At 62.8% G+C, this 19,262-nt stretch carries 16 protein-coding genes; 9 read left to right on the top strand and 7 right to left on the bottom strand.

Annotated features, from left to right (window positions below; translation table 11 throughout):
• Positions 1 to 2: 2 nt before the first annotated feature.
• Both sufB and AYX22_RS11010 read right to left on the bottom strand, forming a co-directional pair.
• Positions 3 to 1,466, bottom strand: a complete 1,464-nt coding sequence (sufB, locus tag AYX22_RS11015; protein WP_011774792.1) for a Fe-S cluster assembly protein SufB — start codon at positions 1,464 to 1,466, stop codon at positions 3 to 5.
• On the bottom strand, positions 1,466 to 2,287 hold the full coding sequence (locus AYX22_RS11010; protein ID WP_207593526.1) for a helix-turn-helix domain-containing protein: 822 nt from the start codon (positions 2,285 to 2,287) through the stop codon (positions 1,466 to 1,468). The genes sufB and AYX22_RS11010 overlap by 1 nt, the downstream gene beginning before the upstream one ends.
• A gap of 109 nt (positions 2,288 to 2,396) precedes the next feature.
• Between AYX22_RS11010 and AYX22_RS11005 the strand changes: the two genes are divergently transcribed.
• Genes AYX22_RS11005 through AYX22_RS10995 form a run of 3 tightly spaced genes read left to right on the top strand, consistent with a single transcriptional unit; the run spans position 2,397 to position 5,114 of the window.
• A complete protein-coding gene (locus AYX22_RS11005) occupies positions 2,397 to 3,362 on the top strand; it encodes an ABC transporter ATP-binding protein (protein WP_207593525.1) in 966 nt (321 codons plus the stop codon).
• The gene (locus AYX22_RS11000) at positions 3,359 to 4,123 is read left to right on the top strand and encodes an ABC transporter permease (RefSeq protein ID WP_207593524.1); all 765 of its coding nucleotides are present in this window, start codon (positions 3,359 to 3,361) and stop codon (positions 4,121 to 4,123) included. Before AYX22_RS11005 ends, AYX22_RS11000 begins: the two co-directional genes overlap by 4 nt.
• 46 nt (positions 4,124 to 4,169) lie before the next feature.
• On the top strand, positions 4,170 to 5,114 hold the full coding sequence (locus AYX22_RS10995; protein ID WP_207593523.1) for a COX15/CtaA family protein: 945 nt from the start codon (positions 4,170 to 4,172) through the stop codon (positions 5,112 to 5,114).
• A 19-nt stretch (positions 5,115 to 5,133) separates the two neighbouring features.
• On the opposite strand, the gene AYX22_RS10990 is transcribed toward AYX22_RS10995, so the two are convergent.
• The 4 genes from AYX22_RS10990 to AYX22_RS10975 form a co-directional block, all read right to left on the bottom strand.
• The gene (locus tag AYX22_RS10990) at positions 5,134 to 6,990 is read right to left on the bottom strand and encodes an ABC transporter ATP-binding protein/permease (protein ID WP_242703304.1); all 1,857 of its coding nucleotides are present in this window, start codon (positions 6,988 to 6,990) and stop codon (positions 5,134 to 5,136) included.
• Between the two features lie 107 nt (positions 6,991 to 7,097).
• The gene (locus tag AYX22_RS10985; RefSeq protein ID WP_207593521.1) at positions 7,098 to 8,267 is read right to left on the bottom strand and encodes a hypothetical protein; all 1,170 of its coding nucleotides are present in this window, start codon (positions 8,265 to 8,267) and stop codon (positions 7,098 to 7,100) included.
• A complete protein-coding gene (locus AYX22_RS10980) occupies positions 8,254 to 9,159 on the bottom strand; it encodes a hypothetical protein (RefSeq protein ID WP_207593520.1) in 906 nt (301 codons plus the stop codon). Before AYX22_RS10980 ends, AYX22_RS10985 begins: the two co-directional genes overlap by 14 nt.
• 2 nt (positions 9,160 to 9,161) lie before the next feature.
• On the bottom strand, positions 9,162 to 9,542 hold the full coding sequence (locus AYX22_RS10975; RefSeq protein WP_207593519.1) for a peptidase inhibitor family I36 protein: 381 nt from the start codon (positions 9,540 to 9,542) through the stop codon (positions 9,162 to 9,164).
• Between the two features lie 213 nt (positions 9,543 to 9,755).
• Here AYX22_RS10975 and AYX22_RS10970 point away from each other — a divergent pair, with 213 nt between their 5' ends.
• The gene (locus tag AYX22_RS10970; RefSeq protein WP_207593518.1) at positions 9,756 to 10,304 is read left to right on the top strand and encodes a TOPRIM nucleotidyl transferase/hydrolase domain-containing protein; all 549 of its coding nucleotides are present in this window, start codon (positions 9,756 to 9,758) and stop codon (positions 10,302 to 10,304) included.
• Positions 10,305 to 10,426: 122 nt separating this feature from the next.
• Here the strand turns inward: AYX22_RS10970 and AYX22_RS10965 are convergent, their stop codons facing one another.
• Positions 10,427 to 11,389, bottom strand: a complete 963-nt coding sequence (locus tag AYX22_RS10965; RefSeq protein ID WP_207593517.1) for a heme o synthase — start codon at positions 11,387 to 11,389, stop codon at positions 10,427 to 10,429.
• A 428-nt stretch (positions 11,390 to 11,817) separates the two neighbouring features.
• On the opposite strand from AYX22_RS10965, the gene tkt reads away from it, so the two are divergent.
• Genes tkt through AYX22_RS10940 form a run of 5 tightly spaced genes read left to right on the top strand, consistent with a single transcriptional unit; the run spans position 11,818 to position 19,243 of the window.
• Positions 11,818 to 13,944: a transketolase gene (tkt, locus tag AYX22_RS10960; protein ID WP_242703303.1), complete on the top strand. Its 2,127-nt coding sequence runs from the start codon at positions 11,818 to 11,820 to the stop codon at positions 13,942 to 13,944.
• Between the two features lie 32 nt (positions 13,945 to 13,976).
• Complete coding sequence (gene tal, locus AYX22_RS10955) at positions 13,977 to 15,095, top strand: transaldolase (protein WP_207593516.1); 1,119 nt, start codon at positions 13,977 to 13,979, stop codon at positions 15,093 to 15,095.
• A gap of 6 nt (positions 15,096 to 15,101) precedes the next feature.
• On the top strand, positions 15,102 to 16,733 hold the full coding sequence (locus tag AYX22_RS10950; RefSeq protein ID WP_207593515.1) for a glucose-6-phosphate isomerase: 1,632 nt from the start codon (positions 15,102 to 15,104) through the stop codon (positions 16,731 to 16,733).
• 15 nt (positions 16,734 to 16,748) lie between these two features.
• The gene (gene zwf, locus AYX22_RS10945) at positions 16,749 to 18,305 is read left to right on the top strand and encodes a glucose-6-phosphate dehydrogenase (protein WP_207593514.1); all 1,557 of its coding nucleotides are present in this window, start codon (positions 16,749 to 16,751) and stop codon (positions 18,303 to 18,305) included.
• Positions 18,302 to 19,243, top strand: coding sequence for a glucose-6-phosphate dehydrogenase assembly protein OpcA (locus AYX22_RS10940; protein ID WP_024821021.1), 942 nt, complete (start codon positions 18,302 to 18,304; stop codon positions 19,241 to 19,243). Before zwf ends, AYX22_RS10940 begins: the two co-directional genes overlap by 4 nt.
• Positions 19,244 to 19,262 lie beyond the last annotated feature (19 nt).

Below are 19,262 nucleotides of genomic sequence, written 5' to 3'. Positions count from 1 at the left end.
TGTTAACCGACGGACCCTTCCATCTGCAGTTCAATCAAGCGGTTCAGCTCAAGGGCGTATTCCATGGGCAGTTCACGGGCGATCGGCTCAATGAAGCCGCGCACGATCATGGCCATGGCCTCGTCTTCAGGCATACCGCGGGACATCAGATAGAAGAGCTGCTCTTCGCTGACGCGGGAAACGGTGGCCTCGTGGCCCATGACAACGTCATCCTCGCGGATGTCGATGTACGGGTACGTGTCCGAGCGGGAAATGGTGTCCACCAGGAGGGCATCGCAACGGACCGTGTTGGCCGAGTGCTTGGCGCCTTCGCGGACCTGGACGAGGCCGCGGTAAGCAGCACGTCCGCCGCCGCGGGCCACGGACTTGGAAATGATGGAACTCTTGGTATTCGGTGCGATGTGCACCATCTTGGAGCCCGTGTCCTGGTGCTGGCCCTCGCCGGCGAAGGCGATGGACAGCGTCTCACCCTTGGCGTGCTCGCCCACAAGGTACACGGCCGGGTACTTCATGGTCACCTTGGAACCGATGTTGCCATCGATCCACTCCATGGTGGCGCCCTCTTCGCAGATGGCGCGCTTGGTGACCAGGTTGTACACGTTGGTGGACCAGTTCTGAATGGTCGTGTAGCGGACGCGGGCGCCCTTCTTCACGATGATCTCCACAACGGCCGAGTGCAGGGAATCCGAGGTGTAGATCGGAGCCGTGCAGCCCTCGATGTAGTGAACGTAGGAGTCCTCATCGGCGATGATCAGCGTGCGCTCGAACTGGCCCATGTTTTCCGTGTTGATACGGAAGTAGGCCTGCAGCGGAATGTCCACGTGGACACCCTTGGGCACGTACACGAAGGAACCGCCTGACCAGACAGCCGTGTTCAGCGATGCGAACTTGTTGTCGCCCACCGGAATGATGGTGCCGAAGTACTCCTGGAAGATCTCCGGGTGCTCGCGCAGTGCGGTGTCAGTGTCCAGGAAGATGACGCCTTGGGCTTCAAGGTCCTCGCGGATCTGGTGGTAGACCACCTCGGACTCGTACTGGGCAGCGACGCCCGAGACGAGGCGGCTGCGCTCAGCTTCCGGGATGCCCAGCTTCTCGTAAGTGTTCCGGATGTCTTCCGGAAGATCTTCCCACGTTGCCGCCTGCTTCTCGGTGGAACGCACAAAGTACTTGATGTTGTCGAAGTCAATGCCGGAGAGGTCTGCACCCCAGGTAGGCATGGGCTTGCGGTCGAAGTACTTCAGGCCCTTAAGCCGCAGATCGAGCATCCATTCGGGCTCGTTCTTCTTCGAGGAGATGTCGCGGACGACCTCCTCGTTGAGGCCACGACGGGCGTTTGCGCCTACGTCGTTCTTGTCGGCCCAGCCGTACTCGTAGTTTCCGATACCGTGCAGTTCGGGATTCTTCTCCAGAATCTCCGAGATCACAGTGCCGTCAGCTACCGCTTTCTCTGCTATTTGGTCCGTCATCACGGCCTTTCTTGCTGGTTGTTTGATTCCTGGTACGGGTTCCCGGTCTGCTCTGCGACATCTGGGGATGCCGTGGCAGCCGGGCGCCCGGTAGGTATGTGGGTGGTGCAGACATGGCCGCCCTGCGCGAGTGTGGAGAGGCGCCGGACATCGACGCCGACCAAACGCGAGAAGACCTTGGTCTCGGTATCGCAAAAAACGGGAAACTCCGCGGCGAGCCGCTGGATGGGGCAATGACCCTGGCACAACTGAACGCTGGACAGCGCAGCCGGCAACGGGGCTTTGGCCTCAATGGAGTGTGCTGACGCCACGAAGCGGTCGCGGCTCAGGGCCTTGGAGAGTGCCATGGCCCGGGCGGTGATGTCATCTCCGGCGGCGTCGACCTCGGGGGCGTAGCGCCGTTCCATGTCGGAGAAGCGTTCCTCCGCGTATTCACGGACTGCCTCTTCGCCGGCGAGTTCCTGGAGGCGGCGGAGCGCCGAACTGGCGATGTTCAGGTAGTCGTCGCCCAGAGTGGACTGCCCCTGGGAGCTTAGGACGTAGCGGCGCGCGGGACGTCCCGCCCCGGAACCAGCCTTTGCCACACGTTTGACCTCAATGACGCCGCTGCGTTCCAAGTGGTCAAGGTGGCGGCGGACCGCAGCCGGCGTGAAACCGAGGAGGTCGCCGAGTTCAGCGGCGCTCACCGGACCGTTTTCGAGGACGGCGCTCAGCACCCGGTCCCTTGTACGGTCATCCGCGTCCGGCAGCGCATGTGGGGCAGCGAATGCCCCCGCCGCTGCAGCATGCCGTGGTGAGGGCATGGAAGTTGGACTGCTCATGGAATACACAACACAATCATGTCGTAATTTGTTTCATGCATCCAGTAAGGCAAGACTGACCTCAGCCGCCCGCCAAGTGTGACCGTACTACTTCACGTAGAATACTCTGGTGCGCTCACCCGAATCCCCTGTCCTCACCATAGACGGACTCATTAAGGATGTAGGCCCCCTGGCCTCCCTTGACGGCAAAATGCTCCGGGTGGTCAGCGGACTGTCCCTGGTTGCGGAGCGCGGCCAGGTGACCGCCCTCCTCGGCGCCAATGGAGCCGGCAAGACCACCACCCTTGAATGTGCGCAAGGACTGCAAAAGCGGACCGGCGGGAGTATCTCGCTCCTCGGCGCGGACCCCGATGCGGCCGGCGCCGACTTGAGGTCCCGCGTGGGCGTCATGCTCCAGGACGGCGGGCTGCCGCCGTCGGCCCGTCCCATCCCGCTGTTGCGGCACGTGGCCGGTATGTACCAAAACCCCATGGATGTTGACGCGCTGGTGGAACGGTTGGGAATCGGCCAGTTCAGCAGGACCAGCGTCCGTCGGCTTTCCGGCGGCCAAAAGCAACGCCTCGCCCTGGCGGCAGCCTTGGTGGGAAACCCGGAGATCCTGTTCCTGGATGAGCCCAGTGCGGGGCTGGATCCGCAATCGCGCCAGATGGTTTTCGACCTGATCGCCGAACTTCGGGACGCCGGCATGGGAATTGTCCTGACCACGCACCTGATGGACGACGCCGAGCGTCTGGCCGACTACGTCTACATCATCGACGGCGGCCACAATGTGGTGGAGGGAACGGTTGCGGAACTCCTTCGACATGACCACGCCACGGATTCTCCCATCACGGACCGGACGCTCTACTTCGATGCTCCGGGCGGACTCGACTTTGCCGGCGCACTGGGCCCGGGACTTCAACTGACCGAGACACGCTCGGGAAGCTACTCCATCACGGGTGCGATCACACCGAAAGACCTTGCAGCGCTGACTGCCTGGTGGGCGGAACGGAACATCATGCCCGCCTCACTTCGGCTGGAAGCCCGCAGCCTCGAAGACGTGTTCCTGGACATTTCAGGAAGGGACCTCCGATGAGCAAGCTCCTCTCCCCCAACGCGGGACCCGCATCCCTGCCGCGCCGCATCATGCTGCAGGGACGCTATGAGACCATCACCATGCTGCGGAACGGCGAACAGCTGATCCTTGCCATCGTCCTGCCCTTGATGGCTTTGGTGGGACTGGTAGTGACGCCCCTCCTGGATGGCCTGGGGGGATCACGTGTGGACGTAGCCACGCCGGGCATCCTCGCTCTGTGCGCGATGTCGACGGCCTTCACCGGGCAAGGTATTGCCACCGGCTTCGACCGCCGCTATGGAGTCCTCCGGTTCCTGTCCACCACACCCTTGGGCAGGGGTGGACTCATTGCCGGCAAGATCCTTGCCGTGCTGGTGGTTCTATTCCTGCAGGTAGTGGTGGTGGGCGCCATTGCCGCCTTGTTGGGGTGGCAGCCCCGGCCCGAGGCTTGGCTCCCCGGGCTCGGACTGCTGGTTCTCGGTGCCGCCGCCTTCACCGCCCTGGGACTGCTGGTAGCGGGCACGGTCCGCCCGGAAGCAACGCTGGCCATCACCAATCTGCTGTGGATCCTGTTGGGTGCGTTGGGCGGCATCGTGGTCCCGTCCGAACGACTTCCCGGCCTGCTCCAGGGCATCGTCCACTTCCTTCCGTCGGGCGCCCTTGGCCAGGCGCTCCGCGACGCTTTCCTGATGGGCGCCGTTCCATTCCCGGCGGTCCTTGTCCTTTTGCTGTGGACGGTACTTGCCGGCGCCGCGGCCATACGCTGGTTCAAGTGGAACTAATCCAACGGGCACCAACAACAATGCAGAACTGAGAAGTGAGAAAACTGTGAGCACGGCATCGCGCCTCCCCAAAACCGTTCAGCGGTTCACGTCCAAGCTGCCTACCGAGGTAAATAAGGCCGTCCGCCGGCTGGCTTTGTTGTCACTCATTGGGCAGACGGTCCTCGTGGTGACCGGAGGTGCCGTCCGCCTTACCGCTTCCGGGCTGGGCTGCCCCACGTGGCCGCGATGCACCAATGACTCGCTGGTCAATACACCGGAAATGGGCATCCACGGGTTCATCGAATTCGGGAACCGCCTGCTGACCTTCGCCCTCGCAGCCGTTGCCGCGCTCATGCTGGTGTACTTGTGGAACCTCCGCAAAGAACGCCGCGACCTGTTCATCCTTGCCCTGGGCCTGCTGGCAAGCATCCCGGCCCAGGCAATTATCGGCGGCATCACTGTTTTGTCCGGCCTCAACCCATGGGTGGTGGGCCTGCACTTCCTGGTCTCCATGGCTTTGGTGGTCTTCGCCACGCTGCTTGTCAACCGGGCCTATGGTCGTACCGGTGGCCATATGAACCGGATCCTGCCCGCGCTGCCGGCCTTGGCTCGCCCTGTGATGCTGGCCGTTGCTGTTTTCTCAGCAGTGTCGGTGATGCTGGGTGTCGTGGTTACTGGTGCCGGGCCTCATGCTGGAGACGCTGACGCACCCCGGAACGACCTCGACTGGGACCTCTTCTCCCACATCCACGCCGTCCCCGCTTACCTGATCACGGCCGGAACGCTGTTCGCGGTGTACTTGGTGGTCCGCCACAAGATCAACGGTCCGTTCCGGACAGCGGCATACCTGCTGCTCGGCGTGACACTGCTGCAGGCTGTCATCGGCTTCACCCAGTACTACAACGGAATTCCGGCTCTCCTGGTCGGTGCGCACATGTTCGGGGCAGCCGTCCTCATGAGTGCCGCTACCAATGCGGCCGACCTTGCGAAGCACAGCCCGGTCGGCTAGCAGATTTCCTCCGCCGCTCCTACGCCCGGATCAGGTGCGCGGGGTTTGACCGCATGGCCAGAATCGCCGGGTATACGGCAGACAGGGTGCCGCTGACGAGTCCTGCCCCCAGGCCCCACATGGACGCGTACCAAGGAATTACTGCCACCCAGCCTTCACTGGCCGCGTAGGCCAGGACTGCGCCCATTCCGGCTGCTGCGCCTGCTGCCCCGCCCAAGGCTCCCACTGCGGCGCCCTCGGTGAGGAACATCGACGCCAGCATTCCTCGTCGCATGCCCAAGGCCAGTCGCAGTGCAATCTCGCTTGATCGCGCCAGCACGCCCAGGTACATGGTGGTTCCGGCGCTGAGGACGGCCATGGCGAGCAGGATGACGGAGACAATGGCCACCAGCCGGCCGAGGTCCGTATCAATCCCTTGTTTGAGTTCCCGGAGGTCGGCCACCGTTTGTACTTCCACGATCCCGGGTTCAGCAGGATTGAGTGCTTTTGGCAGTGCCTCTGCAATAGCTGCCGGCATCCCTGGACTCGTCCGAAGGACCAGGCTGGCTGCCACGTTGCTGGTCAAAGTGTAAGACCCCGCACCCACCATCACCGCTGACGGCAGTACCGGGTCACGTCCCGGGTCTTCAACGATTCCCACCACCGGGACCGCCTGGCCATACAACCACACCACGACGCCGGGACCGGGCCTTGCGATTCCCAGCTGTAGGGCGGCATCCTGACCCAGAACGGCGACGGGCCCTCCGAATGAGTGGTCCAGCAAGGCGGCGTCACCATAGGAGACGGTAGCCCCTTGGACCCGCAGGTAAGCTGAGTCGATAATCCGGACGGCTCCGTTGAAAGCGGGTTGTTCGGGAAAGGACGCAGGCCGGAATGTTGATGGCTGCACCACGGAGGATGAGAGTTCGGCGATGACTCCGGCATCGTGCACGCCGTTCAGTCCCTCGGATGCCTTGAGATCGCTTTTGACGGCTTCCCATGATGCATAACCAGCCGCTCGGGTCACCCTGACTTCGTCGCTCGAGGCTGCGTCAATCCGGGCAGATACCTTGACAGAGGCGCTCTGGCTGAGTCCGATGGCCGCAACCAATCCTCCACTGCCAAGGAGGAATGCCATGATCAGCAAAAGGGCCTTGGCGGGACGAACCGTCAGCGCAGACAGCGCGTCGGCAACAACATCAATGGCCTCGTGGCGCCGGCGCCGAACGAAGGCGCGTTGCGTGCTTTCCGGACCTGCAGCTGATGTTGCTGGAACGGGATCGGCTCCCCTGCTGTGGCCTGTGTCCGTGACGATCGCTCCGTCGCGCATCGTGATGATCCGGTCTGCGGCTGCCGCAATGTCCGGATCATGGGTCACCATGGCCACCGTGGTGCCGGCATCACTGAGCCCCCGCAGATGGCGGATGACGATGTTGCCATTCTCTGTGTCCAAGCTGCCTGTGGGCTCGTCCGCGAGGACTACCTTGGGTGCTCCGATCACTGCCCTGGCGATGGCAAGGCGTTGTCGCTCTCCCCCGGACAAGAGTGACGCCGGGGTTGCTGCCCTATGCCCAAGCCCAAACTTGTCAAGAACCGGCATGACCAGTTGTTTCTGAACCACGAACCCGATGCCCCGTGCACGTAGCCCCAACACAGCATTGCGGGCCGCGGCGTCCCGGCCCACCATATGTGATTCCTGGAAGACGAAGCCAAAAACTTCGGCCCGCCGATCTTCCCGCTGCCTCTCGTTGAACTCGGCGACGTCCGTACCTCTGATGCGATATGTACCTGACGTGGGTCTGTCCAGAAGGCCCAGGACATTGAGGAGCGTGGACTTTCCCGAACCGGAGGGACCGACTATGGCGACAAACTCCCCCTCATGAATGTCGAGATGCACGTCCACCAGTGCCTTCGTTCCGGGAAACCCCCGGTTTACGCCCCGCAGGCTAAGGACAGGCAGGGGGTGACCGGGCCCTGCGGATTCGTGCGTGGAAGCCGGTGCGCTCATTGGAGTTTCACCCGTTCCCCAACAACCAGACCATCCACGTCAGCGATCGCCGCCCAACCATCCGCCTGTGCGGTGACCTTCACTTCAAGGCGGCGGGGCTCGTGGCTCCCTTCAATCAAGAGGTACGGTGTCCCACGATCCTGGCGAATCGCTATCAGAGGAACGGCGAGGGACTCTGCAGTTTCGCTGCCTGCAGTTACGGTGACTGATTGGTCCGCCGCGAATCCCGGTGACCCTGGGGGAATTGCCACCGTGATGTCTTTTCCAGGGATTTCATTCTTGCTTGGGTCCCCCTCCAGGAAGCCGCTGATCTTGGCCACAGTGGTGTCCAGAACCGTTGAGCCGACCCTGACCGTGACGGGCGCACCCACCGCAAAACTCTCGGACTGGACAACGTCGGCCCGCGCAACAATCGAATCGTCGGCAACTCTTATGCGGGCTACGATTCCATCCTCAGCCAGCAGGGCCCCCGGGCCAGCTACGGATGCAATTGTCCCGGAGTCGCCGGGGACCTGCACGAATTCCCGCCAACGGAACATGATGTCGGACCCGGCAGGCTTTCGTGCCGCCTTGCCGGCGTCCCCCTGGGGGAGTTGAGCGGGCGCTGTGGGCGCCTTGAACCCTGCGGACTCGTACCAGGATCCCAATGCCTGCTGGGTATCCAGGTCAAAGGTTCCTGTTGTGGTGCATGCATACCCAAACATCGCCAGTGCCGCCTGGAGGGCGATGACGTCAGGTCCCGACTCCCCATGGATAATGTCACGGTACAACGGCACACTGCTGGGCAGTATCAGCAGGGGCCTGCCGGAAACGACCGCCAGCAGTTCACCGGGCACCACGACGCTCCCAGCTTCTTTGGCCACCGCCGTCACCACCAGCCTGTCAACACCTTCGGCCGGGCTTGCCTGCAGTGCGGACTGGGCTCCTGCTATGACTTTTCCCGAAAGAACCACCTGTTTGGCCACCGCACGGCGCTCCACCGTGGCCGAAACAGGAACCACCTCGGGCACGGGTGGCCCTGGCTCCATCCCGGCCGTGCTGGCAGCCCCCGCCCAATAGGTGACGCCCAAACCTGCAATGACAATGGACGCGGCGACAGGCATCAGCCACCAGCGCGGAACACGCCGCATGCCGCGGCGAATCAGGATTGACTCAGAGTCTTGCATCAGCCACGCCATGGTCCCGCAGTATTTGCTTGGCCCGCTCCACGGCGGCCGTCTTCTCTTCTGCCAGGGCGTTGAGCTCGGCCTGATGGTCCTTCATCTGTGCTGCCTGGTATTCCGCGAGAATGTCATAGGGTTTCCTGGCCCCGCCGCTGGCCTCCTTACATTCAAGGTCCAGCAAGGCGACTCGAATCTCGTCTTCCTTGGAGCCGCTCGATGACAGATTCCAGGAACCCGCCTCCGCGACCTTCAGGCCCTTGCCGGCCACACAGTCCTCCCAGCTCTTCCGGTAGGCAAGGTAGTCGGAATCGCGCTCCGTCAGCGCCACGGCGTTACCGGTGATCCGGTGTTGGAGGGATGTGTCTCCGGCCAGCCCCTCCAGGAGTTCGGGCAAGCCTGCCCGCCCCACGGAGTTGGTGCACTTCACTTCTTCCTCCTGCTGCCTGGCGCTCAGGGGCGGGCGCTCCGGTTGCTCGTCCAGCACCCCTGGTACTTCGCGTATCTCCGGCATGGCGCCGTTCCTGGCTGCCAATGGACGGGACCATTGACCAAACCTGTAGTCCTGCAGGGCCTTGCCTCCGCCGCCCCACGGCGCCACCGTAAACCCGGCTTCTTCCACGCAGTCGTAGATGAGGAAAGCGACCGCCGAATTTACGATCACGTTCTCACGGTCCGAGTACCAGTAGGCACTCATGGGAAGGAGCACCTCACCGCTCACTTCGTTGAGGGACGCTTTGGCCCTGGCGCCGGCAGAGCGATCGATGGCGGGCAAACTGGTGGCCATGGATTCGCTGGGCGACGATGCCGGCGGGCCGGAACAGGCAGCGCAGGCCATCACGATCCCTGCCAGCAACGAGGCGACCTTCACGGTGGACCGAAGAGCGGGCGATTGCAAGGCTAACCCCAAATGCTTGAGATCTCGTCGTCCCAGTTCACACCGGCATACATTGACACACCCCGGAGATCGTTCACTGCGTTCCCACCACGGAAGATCACTGCATGCCCGGAGTAATTGAGGTCCCGGTACAGATACACGTAGGGCGATTGAACGTTCGCGGCCGGGCCTATGACGACGGAACTGGCTTTATCGTTCGCCGCGTCGCCCACATACGAAGCGACCCAGTTGTAGGTCCGCTGCGTTCCGGTGAACCAGTAGTTGTCGTAGAGACATACACGTGCCGTGGAGCAGGCCGGCGCTGCTTGCGCGGCTGTCACTCCGGTCAAAACTGAAGCCGACGCGATGGTCACGATTCCTGCAGTACGGAGGAGCGCTTTCATTGTTTTCCCCAATGCTCGTGCGGTGTGGAACGGCTCTGTTCCATTTCGAACATTAGGGTGCGCACGGCACCACCTAGACGACTTTTCCGCAAACTAGGTGGCATTTGGGCAAGAAATAGGTGCCCGGAAGGGCGAAACTAGGTGCTGCCAAGAGAACTCTAGGTATAGAAGCGCGTCAAAGCCCTCCGTTGCCGCGTCCGACATACTTGTCTTATGCAGGCGACAACTGTGCTGGTCGAGGGTGAAAGCGACAGGTTGGCCGTAGAAGCCCTGGCCTTTCGATGTGACCACAACTTGGCTTCAGAACGTGTGCAAATCATCCCGATGGGTGGCGCCACGAGTATCGTCCACTACCTCGAGCGCTACGGCCCGAAGGGATCCGGCCACCGAATACTTGGGCTTTGTGATGCAGGCGAGTCCAAAGTCATTGCCAGGGCACTCCTGCATGCCGGTGTGGGATCCGGACCGTTGGAAGAGCGCTGGTTCCAGGTTTGTGACACCGATCTGGAGGATGAACTTATCCGATGCCTGGGAATCGACGCCGTGCTCGACGTCATCGGGGCTGAAGGCGAGCTGGCCTCGTTCAGGCTCCTCCAACGCCAGCCCTCACTGCGGGACCGGTCCGTGGAAGTCCAATTACGACGGTTCTTCGGAGGCCGGAGTGGCAACAAGATTCGCTACGCTCCCCTGCTGGTCTCTGCGCTGCCCGCCGGCAAGGCGCCTCCCCCGTTGGCTCACTTGGTTGCGTCTTTTGGGATGTGAGCGAGCGTTGGGATCAAGGGCTTGGGATGTGGGCGAGCGTCAGGTGGCGTGAGGGAAAAGCGCGACGCCGGCACTCTGGCGGGCACCGGCGTCGAACGTTGTTTCCTGACGAAGCGCGAAACTTAGCCGCCGACGATCGCTGAGCCAATGAAGGGGTCAACGGCCAGTGCGATGAAGAGCAGCGTCAGGTAGCTGATGGATCCGTGGAAGACCTTCATGGCGCCCTTGTTGGAGACGTCGCCACCCTGTGCGCGCTTGTACAGAGCGTGGCTCTCGTAGAGGAACCAAGCACCGGCGGCAACGGCGACGATCGTGTAAACCCAGCCGGCACCTCCAACGGGAACCATCAAGAGTGAACAGGCAACCATGGCCCAGGCATAGAGGACAACTTGTACCGATACCACCTTGGCGCCGGCGATGGCACCGAGCATGGGCACCTTGGCGTTGCGGTAATCCTCGCCGTAGCGCATGGACAGGGGCCAGTAGTGCGGGGGCGTCCACAGGAAGATCACCATGAAGAGCACGATTGCCGGCCACTCCACCGTATTGGTGACAGCGGCCCAGGCGATCAGCACGGGGAAGCATCCGGCCGCTCCGCCCCACACAATATTCTGGGCCGTGCGGCGCTTCAGGATCATGGTGTAAATAACCACATAAAAGACGATGGCACCGAGCCCGAGCCAGGCGGACAGAGGATTGGCGCCGAACCACAGGATGGCGATTGACGCTGCACCCAGGATCCAGGCGAAGACCAGGGCCTCGCGCGGCGTGACCTCACCCGTGACCAAGGGGCGCTTCTCGGTGCGGTGCATCAGTTTGTCGATGTCGCGGTCGATGTAGCAGTTGAAGACTCCGGCGCTGCCGGCTGCAAACGCTCCGCCGACGAGGGTGGCCAGGATCAGGCCGATGAAGGGGAAGCCACGCTGGGCGAAGATCATGGTGGGCAGGGTGCTGACCAGGAGGAGTTCGATGACCCGGGGTTTGGTGAGTGCCAGATACGCCTTGAACTTACGGGAAATTCCGATGCTTCCCCGGGCCGGGGACGCGTTGAGGGGCGTATCAGTTGTGCTCACGGCGGCAGTCACTCTGTTCTATGCTCTGGGGTTCTCGCAACGGCTGCCGTCCCGGTCTTCGAAAGCTGACACGGGCGCATGAACCGCTGGTGGCCTCCAAATATCATACCGTGGCCGGAAGTGGACCAATGTCCGCAAAATCCGTCAATGTTTCCGAATCTTCACTCCGCTTCCGGGCCATCGTGATTCATATAAGGGAATTTCTGTCCAGTTAGTGGGATTCCCTGAGTTCCGTGACACGTTTAGGGCTAAGCTGTTGAGCAGATCAGCACACGTTGACGATCCGGGAAACCGTATTCTCGGGAATCCGTGCGTCTGGATGAGAGATCAACGTTTCAATGGTGAACGGCTGGTAGACACATTGCAGCGGGCGCCATCCTGTGCTTCCTGCGTGCCGTGTCCATACGCCTGCCGTCAGCACAGAGAGGGGCTCGGTTTTCGTGCCACATTTGGAAGAGCAAGAACTGTCATGGACCGATCTGGACAAGAAGGCAGTTGACACCGTTCGTGTGTTGGCCGCAGACGCCGTGGAGAAGGTCGGCAACGGCCACCCCGGTACGGCGATGAGCTTGGCTCCGGCAGCATACTTGCTGTTCCAGAAGCTGATGCGCCATGACCCAAAGAACCCGGACTGGCTTGGCCGCGACCGGTTCGTCCTGTCCCCCGGCCACACGTCGTTGACCCTTTACATCCAGTTGTTCCTGTCCGGTTACGGCCTGGAATTGAAGGACCTTGAGGCGCTCCGCACCTGGGGTTCACTGACCCCTGGCCACCCCGAGTACAAGCACACCGCCGGCGTGGAAATCACCACCGGCCCGCTGGGCCAGGGCTTGGCCTCGGCTGTTGGTTTCGCGTACTCCCAGCGTCGCCAGCGCGGCCTGTTCGACGCCGATGCTCCCGCCGGCGAATCGCCGTTCGACCACACCATCTGGGTCATCGCCTCCGATGGCGATCTCCAGGAAGGCGTGACCTCCGAGGCGTCCTCGCTGGCCGGCCACCAGGAACTTGGCAACCTCGTAGTGATCTACGACGAGAACCACATCTCCATCGAAGACGACACCGACATCGCCTTCACCGAGGACGTCCTCAAGCGCTACGAGGCCTACGGCTGGCACACCCAGCGCGTTGACTGGACCAAGACCGGAGACTACGTCGAAGACGTCCAGGAACTCTACTCAGCACTGCTCGCGGCGAAGGCTGAGACGAACAAGCCGTCCATCATTTCGCTGCGCACCATCATTGGGTACCCGGCGCCGAAGAAGCAGAACACCGGCAAGATCCACGGTTCCGCCCTGGGTGCCGAGGAAGTCGCGGCCCTGAAGACCGTGCTCGGCTTCGATCCTGCCAAGTCCTTCGATGTTGACGAAGAAGTCCTGGCACACGCCCGTAAGGTCCTGGACCGTGGCGCCGAGTCACGCGCTGCCTGGCAGAGCTCGTTCGAGGCATGGCAGTCCGCCAACCCGGACGCCGCTGCCCTGCTGGAACGCGTTGAAGCGAAGAAGCTCCCCGTGGGCATCGATGCTGCGCTTCCCGTGTTCGAAGCAGGCAAGGACGTTTCCACCCGCGCGGCTTCGGGCAAGGTCCTGAACGCCATCGGCCCGGTCCTGCCGGAGCTGTGGGGCGGTTCGGCCGACCTCGCCGAGTCCAACAACACCACGATCGAAGGCTCGCCGTCGTTCATCCCGACCTCGCGCTCCACGGACGCCTGGAAGGGCAACCCGTACGGACGGGTGCTGCACTTCGGTATCCGTGAGCACGCTGCTGCGTCGATTGTGAACGGCATTTCCCTGCATGGCCGTACCCGCGCTTTCTCCGGTACGTTCCTCATCTTCAGCGACTACCAGCGCCCGGCCATCCGCCTTGGCGCGCTGATGGGTGTTCCGTCCCTGTACGTATGGACACACGACTCCATCGGCCTGGGCGAAGACGGCCCCACCCACCAGCCGGTTGAGCAGCTCGCTTCGCTGCGCGCCATCCCGGGCCTGGACGTTGTCCGTCCCGGTGATGCGAACGAGGTTTCCGCGGCATGGAAGGCCATGCTGGAGAACCACGAGAACCCGGCAGGTATCGTCCTGACCCGTCAGAACATCCCCACCTACGCCCGCGGCGAAGGTGAAGCAACCGGTGACACGTTCGGTTCCACCGCAGGCGTTGCCAAGGGCGGCTACGTGCTGGCCGAAGCTTCCAAGGACGGCGAAACCGTTGACGCCCAGGTCATCCTGATCGGCACCGGCTCCGAAGTCCAGCTGGCAGTCCAGGCCCGCGAAGCCCTCCAGGCCGAAGGCATCGCAGCCCGCGTTGTCTCCATGCCCTGCGTTGAGTGGTTCAACAAGCAGGACGAGGCCTACCGCGAATCCGTGCTCCCCGCTTCCGTGAAAGCCCGCGTTTCTGTTGAAGCCGGCCTTGCACTCGGCTGGCGCGAATTCGTCGGCGACGCCGGCCGCTCCATCTCCCTTGAGCACTTCGGTGCCTCGGCCGACTACAAGCGGCTCTTCAACGAATTCGGCATCACCGCCGAAGCCGTCGCAGCCGCAGCCAAAGACTCCCTCGCAGACGTCAACGCATAACAGTCTGCTCCCCTCTCACAGGAGAAAAACACATGTCTAGCACTCCCACGCAGCAGCTTTCCGACGCCGGCGTTTCCATCTGGCTCGATGACCTCTCCCGCACCCGCCTGGACACAGGCACCCTGCAGAAGCTCATCGACGAAAAGAACGTGGTTGGCGTGACCACCAACCCGTCCATCTTCCACGCCGCGATCACCGCCGGCACGGACTACGACGCCATCATCGCAGCGCAGGCCGCGGCCGGCGCCAGCGTCGAAGAGACCATTTTTGAAATCACCACCACTGATGTCGCAGACGCCTGCGATCTCTTTGCACCGGTAGCCGCCGCCACCAATGGTGTGGACGGCCGCGTTTCCATCGAGGTGGATCCCCGCCTTGCCTGGGACACCGCCGGCACCATCGCCGAGGCCAAGCACCTCTACGCCAAGGTCAACAAGGACAACGTCCACATCAAGATCCCAGCAACCCTGGAAGGCCTCGAAGCCATCACGGCTACCCTGGCCGAGGGCATCAGCGTCAACGTGACCCTGATCTTCTCCCTGGAGCGCTACCGCGCGGTCATCAACGCCTTCCAGTCCGGCCTTGAGCAGGCCAAGGAGAACGGCCACGACCTCTCCAGGATCCACTCCGTTGCTTCGTTCTTCGTGTCCCGCGTTGACTCCGAGATCGACAAGCGCCTCGACGCCATCGGCACCGATGAAGCCAAGGCACTCAAGGGCAAGGCCGGTGTCGCCAACGCACGCCTGGCTTACCAGGTCTACGAAGAGCTCTTCTCCACCGAGCGCTGGGCAGTGCTGGCAGAGGCCGGCGCCCTCCCGCAGCGTCCGCTGTGGGCCTCCACCGGCGTCAAGGACCCTGCCTACCCGGATACCCTCTACGTGACCGAACTCGTGGCAGCCGGCGTGGTCAACACCATGCCGGAGAAAACGCTGGATGCCACGTTCGACCACGGTGTCGTCACTGGTGACACCATCACCGGCACTTACGACGAGGCAAACGAGACCCTCAACGCCCTCGAAGCCCTCGGCGTTTCCTACAACGACGTCGTGACGTTGCTTGAGACCGAAGGCCTTGAGAAGTTCGTAGGCTCCTGGAAGGAACTCCTCGCCGACGTCGAAGGCGCCCTCGCCACCGCACGGAAGGCTTCCTAACCCACCATGAGCACAATCAGCTACGACGCCAGCGGTGCCGCGCAACAGGCCATCGCCCAGCACATTGACAGCCTGGTTGAGGACAGGATCGCCACGCGGATTTTCGCTAAGGACCACACTCTGTGGGGTCCTGAGGCAGAGTCCGAGTCTGCGATCCGTCTCGGCTGGGTAGAGGCCGCCACAGTGTCCCAGGCCTTGGTCGGTGACATTCTGGAACTTCGTGACGCCCTTCGTGCCGAAGGAGTTACCCGCATTGTCCTGTGTGGCATGGGTGGGTCTTCGCTGGCTCCCGAGGTCATTGCCGGTACTGCCGGCGTCGAGCTGACTGTGCTGGACAGCACTGATCCTGAACAGGTCAGTGCTGCCCTGGCGGATCGGTTGGCGGAAACGGCGATCGTCGTTTCCTCCAAGTCCGGCTCCACCGTTGAGACCGACTCCCAGCGCCGTGTATTCGAGAAGGCGTTCAACGACGCCGGCATCGACGCTGGGAGCCGCATCATCATCGTTACTGATCCGGGGTCGCCCCTGGATAAGGCGTCGCGCGAGGCAGGCTACCGCGCGGTATTCAACGCCGACCCCAACGTGGGAGGCCGTTTCTCAGCACTGACTGCGTTCGGCCTGGTCCCTTGTGGGCTTGCCGGTGTGGACATCCAGGCCTTCCTGGATGAGGCGGAGGAAGCTGCGGAGATCCTCAACGAGGACTCCGCCGACAACATCGGCCTGGCACTGGGCATAGCTTTGGGTGGTACCAGCCCGCTGCGCAACAAGGTGGTCATCGCCGAAGACGGCTCAGGTATTGTCGGTTTCGCTGATTGGGCCGAACAGCTCATTGCGGAATCCACCGGCAAACTGGGTACGGGCGTCCTGCCTGTCGTTGCCGGCCCGGACTCTCCTGAGGCCCTGAACGGTGCCGACGACGTCCTGGTGGTGCGGCTGGTCAGCGCGGATGCCGACGTCGAGCTTCGTGGGAACGAGGTAGCCATCGCCGGTGGGCTGGCCTCGCAGATGTTTGTCTGGGAATTCGCAACCGCCGTGGCGGGCCGGCTCCTGGGCATCAACCCGTTTGACCAGCCCGACGTCGAGGCCGCCAAGGTGGCAGCCCGCGGCTTGCTGGACGCCCGTCCCGAACCCACCCCCGCGGCCTTCACCGACGGTGCTGTGGAAGTACGCGGAGGTGGATGGCTCGGTAACGCCTCAACGGTAAGCGAGGCTGTGCAGGCACTGCTCAGCCAGCTCGGCACGGATGGCTACTTGAGCGTGCAGGCATACCTCGACCGTATTTCCCACGCGCCGCTTGAAGGTATCCGGGATGAACTCGCGGCCGTCAGCGGGCGTCCTGTGACATTCGGTTGGGGTCCGCGGTTCCTTCACTCCACGGGCCAGTTCCACAAGGGCGGACCGGCCATCGGAGTATTCCTGCAGGTCACTGCAGCATCCTCCACTGATCTGGACATCCCGGAGCGGCCCTTCACTTTCGGCCAGCTCATTGCCGCCCAGGCCTCGGGCGACGCCCAGGTCTTGGAAGGCCATGGCCGTCCTGTTTTGCGCCTGCACCTCACCGAACGTGCTGCCGGCGTGGCCCAACTCCAGGAAGTCGTCGCTGCGTTGGCCGACCAAGCCAGCGCACTCGAAAGCTAAGGCACAGAACCAAACATGCCAGAAACTGAAAACGGCAGGAAAAACGCCGGTCTGCGGAATCCTCTGCGGGATCCGCGGGACCGGCGCCTGAACCGCATCGCCGGGCCGTCGTCGTTGGTGTTCTTCGGAGTCACCGGCGACCTCGCCCGTAAAAAACTCATGCCGGCGGTCTATGACCTCGCCAACCGTGGTCTGTTGCCTCCCAGCTTCGCGCTGGTTGGTTTCGGCCGCCGTGACTGGGACAACGCTGACTTCGCGGCCGAGGTCAAGGAAAACGTCAAAGCCCACGCCCGGACCAAGTTCGATGAAGCGGTATGGGAGCAATTGGCCTCGGGTATTCGCTTTGTCCAGGGAGAGTTCGACGACGACGACGCTTTTGAGCGCCTCGGTGATGTCCTTGATGAGCTGGATGAGACCCGCGGAACCCGCGGAAACCACGGCTTCTACTTGTCGATCCCACCCAAGGCCTTTGAACAGGTCTGCCGCCAGCTGTCCAAGCATGGCCTTGCCCAGGCCAAGCCTGGCCAATGGCGACGTGTGGTGATCGAGAAGCCGTTTGGGCATGACCTCGAGTCCGCCCGCCAGCTGAACGACATCGTCGAATCCGTGTTCCCGGCCGATGCCGTGTTCAGGATTGACCACTACCTCGGCAAAGAGACGGTGCAAAACATCCTGGCTTTGCGCTTCGCGAACCAGTTGTTTGAGCCGCTCTGGAACGCCAACTACGTGGACCACGTCCAGATCACCATGGCCGAGGACATCGGCACCGGCGGGCGTGCAGGGTATTACGACGGCGTGGGTGCTGCCCGCGATGTCATCCAGAACCACCTGCTCCAGTTGCTGGCGTTGACGGCGATGGAGGAGCCCATTTCCTTTAATGCCGATGATTTGAGGGCGGAGAAGGAAAAAGTCCTCGCGGCGGTCAAGCTGCCCGACGACCTCTCCACCCACTCCGCACGTGGTCAGTTCACCGGTGGCTGGCAGGGCGGCGAAGAAGTACTCGGTTACCTGGATGAGGACGGCATCCCTGCCGATTCCAAGACCGAGACGTATGCTGCGATCCGGGTGGACATCAACACCCGCCGCTGGAACGGTGTGCCGTTCTACCTGCGCGCCGGTAAGCGTTTGGGTCGTCGTGTCACCGAAATCGCCGTGGTGTTCAAGCGCGCGCCGAACCTGTTGTTCCGCGACCATGGTGAGGACGACTTCGGCCAGAACGCCGTGGTGATCCGCGTCCAGCCCGACGAAGGCGCCACCATCCGTTTCGGTTCCAAGGTCCCGGGCACCCAGATGGAAGTCCGCGACGTCACCATGGACTTTGGCTACGGCCACTCCTTCACGGAGTCCAGCCCCGAAGCCTACGAGCGACTCATTCTGGACGTACTCCTGGGTGAACCGCCGCTCTTCCCGCGCCACCAGGAAGTGGAATTGTCCTGGAAGATCCTGGACCCGTTCGAGGAATACTGGGCCGGCCTGGACGAACAACCGCAACCCTATGCACCCGGCAGTTGGGGACCGGCCTCGGCCGATGACCTGCTCGCCCGTGACGGACGAACCTGGAGAAGGCCATGATTGTAGATCTTCCCGATACCACCACCTCCAAGATCTCCAAGAAGATCATGTCGCTGCGTGAACAGGGCGGCGTCATCGCCTTGGGCCGTGTCCTGACCCTGGTGGTGGTGACCAAGTCCGGGCAGGAAGAAGAAGCCATAGAGGCCGCCAATGAAGCCAGCCGGGAACACCCCTGCCGGATCATTGTCCTGGCCGACGCCGGCGTTGAGGGTCCTGACCGTCTTGATGCTCAAATCCGTGTCGGCGGCGACGCCGGCGCATCCGAGGTCATCGTCCTGCGCGGGCATGGGCACATGGCCCACGAGAGCGAATCCCTGGTGGCCGCCCTGCTGTTGCCGGATGCCCCGATCGTTGCCTGGTGGCCGCACGGAGCCCCGGAAAGCGCCTGCGAAACCTCCATCGGCCGCATCGCGCACCGCCGCATCACCGACTCCGCCAACGAACCTGACCCCCGCCGGGCACTGGAGAACATCCGGGCAACGTACAAAGCCGGCGACACCGACCTTGCCTGGACCCGCCTGACCAACTGGCGCATGCAACTCGCAGCTGTCTTCGACCAAGTCGACAGCGACCCCGTCTCAGCCGTGGCTGTGGAAGGCGCATCGGACTCTCCCAGCACCCTGCTGCTGGCTGCCTGGCTGAGCCTGGCGCTGGAGGCGCCCGTCACGATTGTGGCGGACCCTGCAGGTACCGGCATTCGGCGGGTCCGGCTGACCCGTGCAAGCGGCGATGTCCAGCTTTTCCGTCCCGGACTGTCCGTGGCGGAACTGACCCAACCTGGACAGCCGGCACAGCGTATCACCCTCCCCCGGCGCAGCCTTAAAGATTGCCTCGCCGAAGAACTCCGACGGCTCGACCCCGACGAAGTCTTCGGAGAAGTGATTACGATGGGACTGCCACTTACCAGCCAGAGGAGAGTCCAGACAAGTGCACGCTGAGCCAAGAGTTAGCATCCAT

Origin of the sequence: Arthrobacter sp. D5-1 (assembly GCF_017357425.1) — a bacterium.
In the GTDB taxonomy this organism is placed as follows: Bacteria; Actinomycetota; Actinomycetes; order Actinomycetales; family Micrococcaceae; genus Arthrobacter.
Note: the sequence above shows the minus strand (reverse complement) of the source record. Positions and strands in the feature narration are given on the sequence as shown.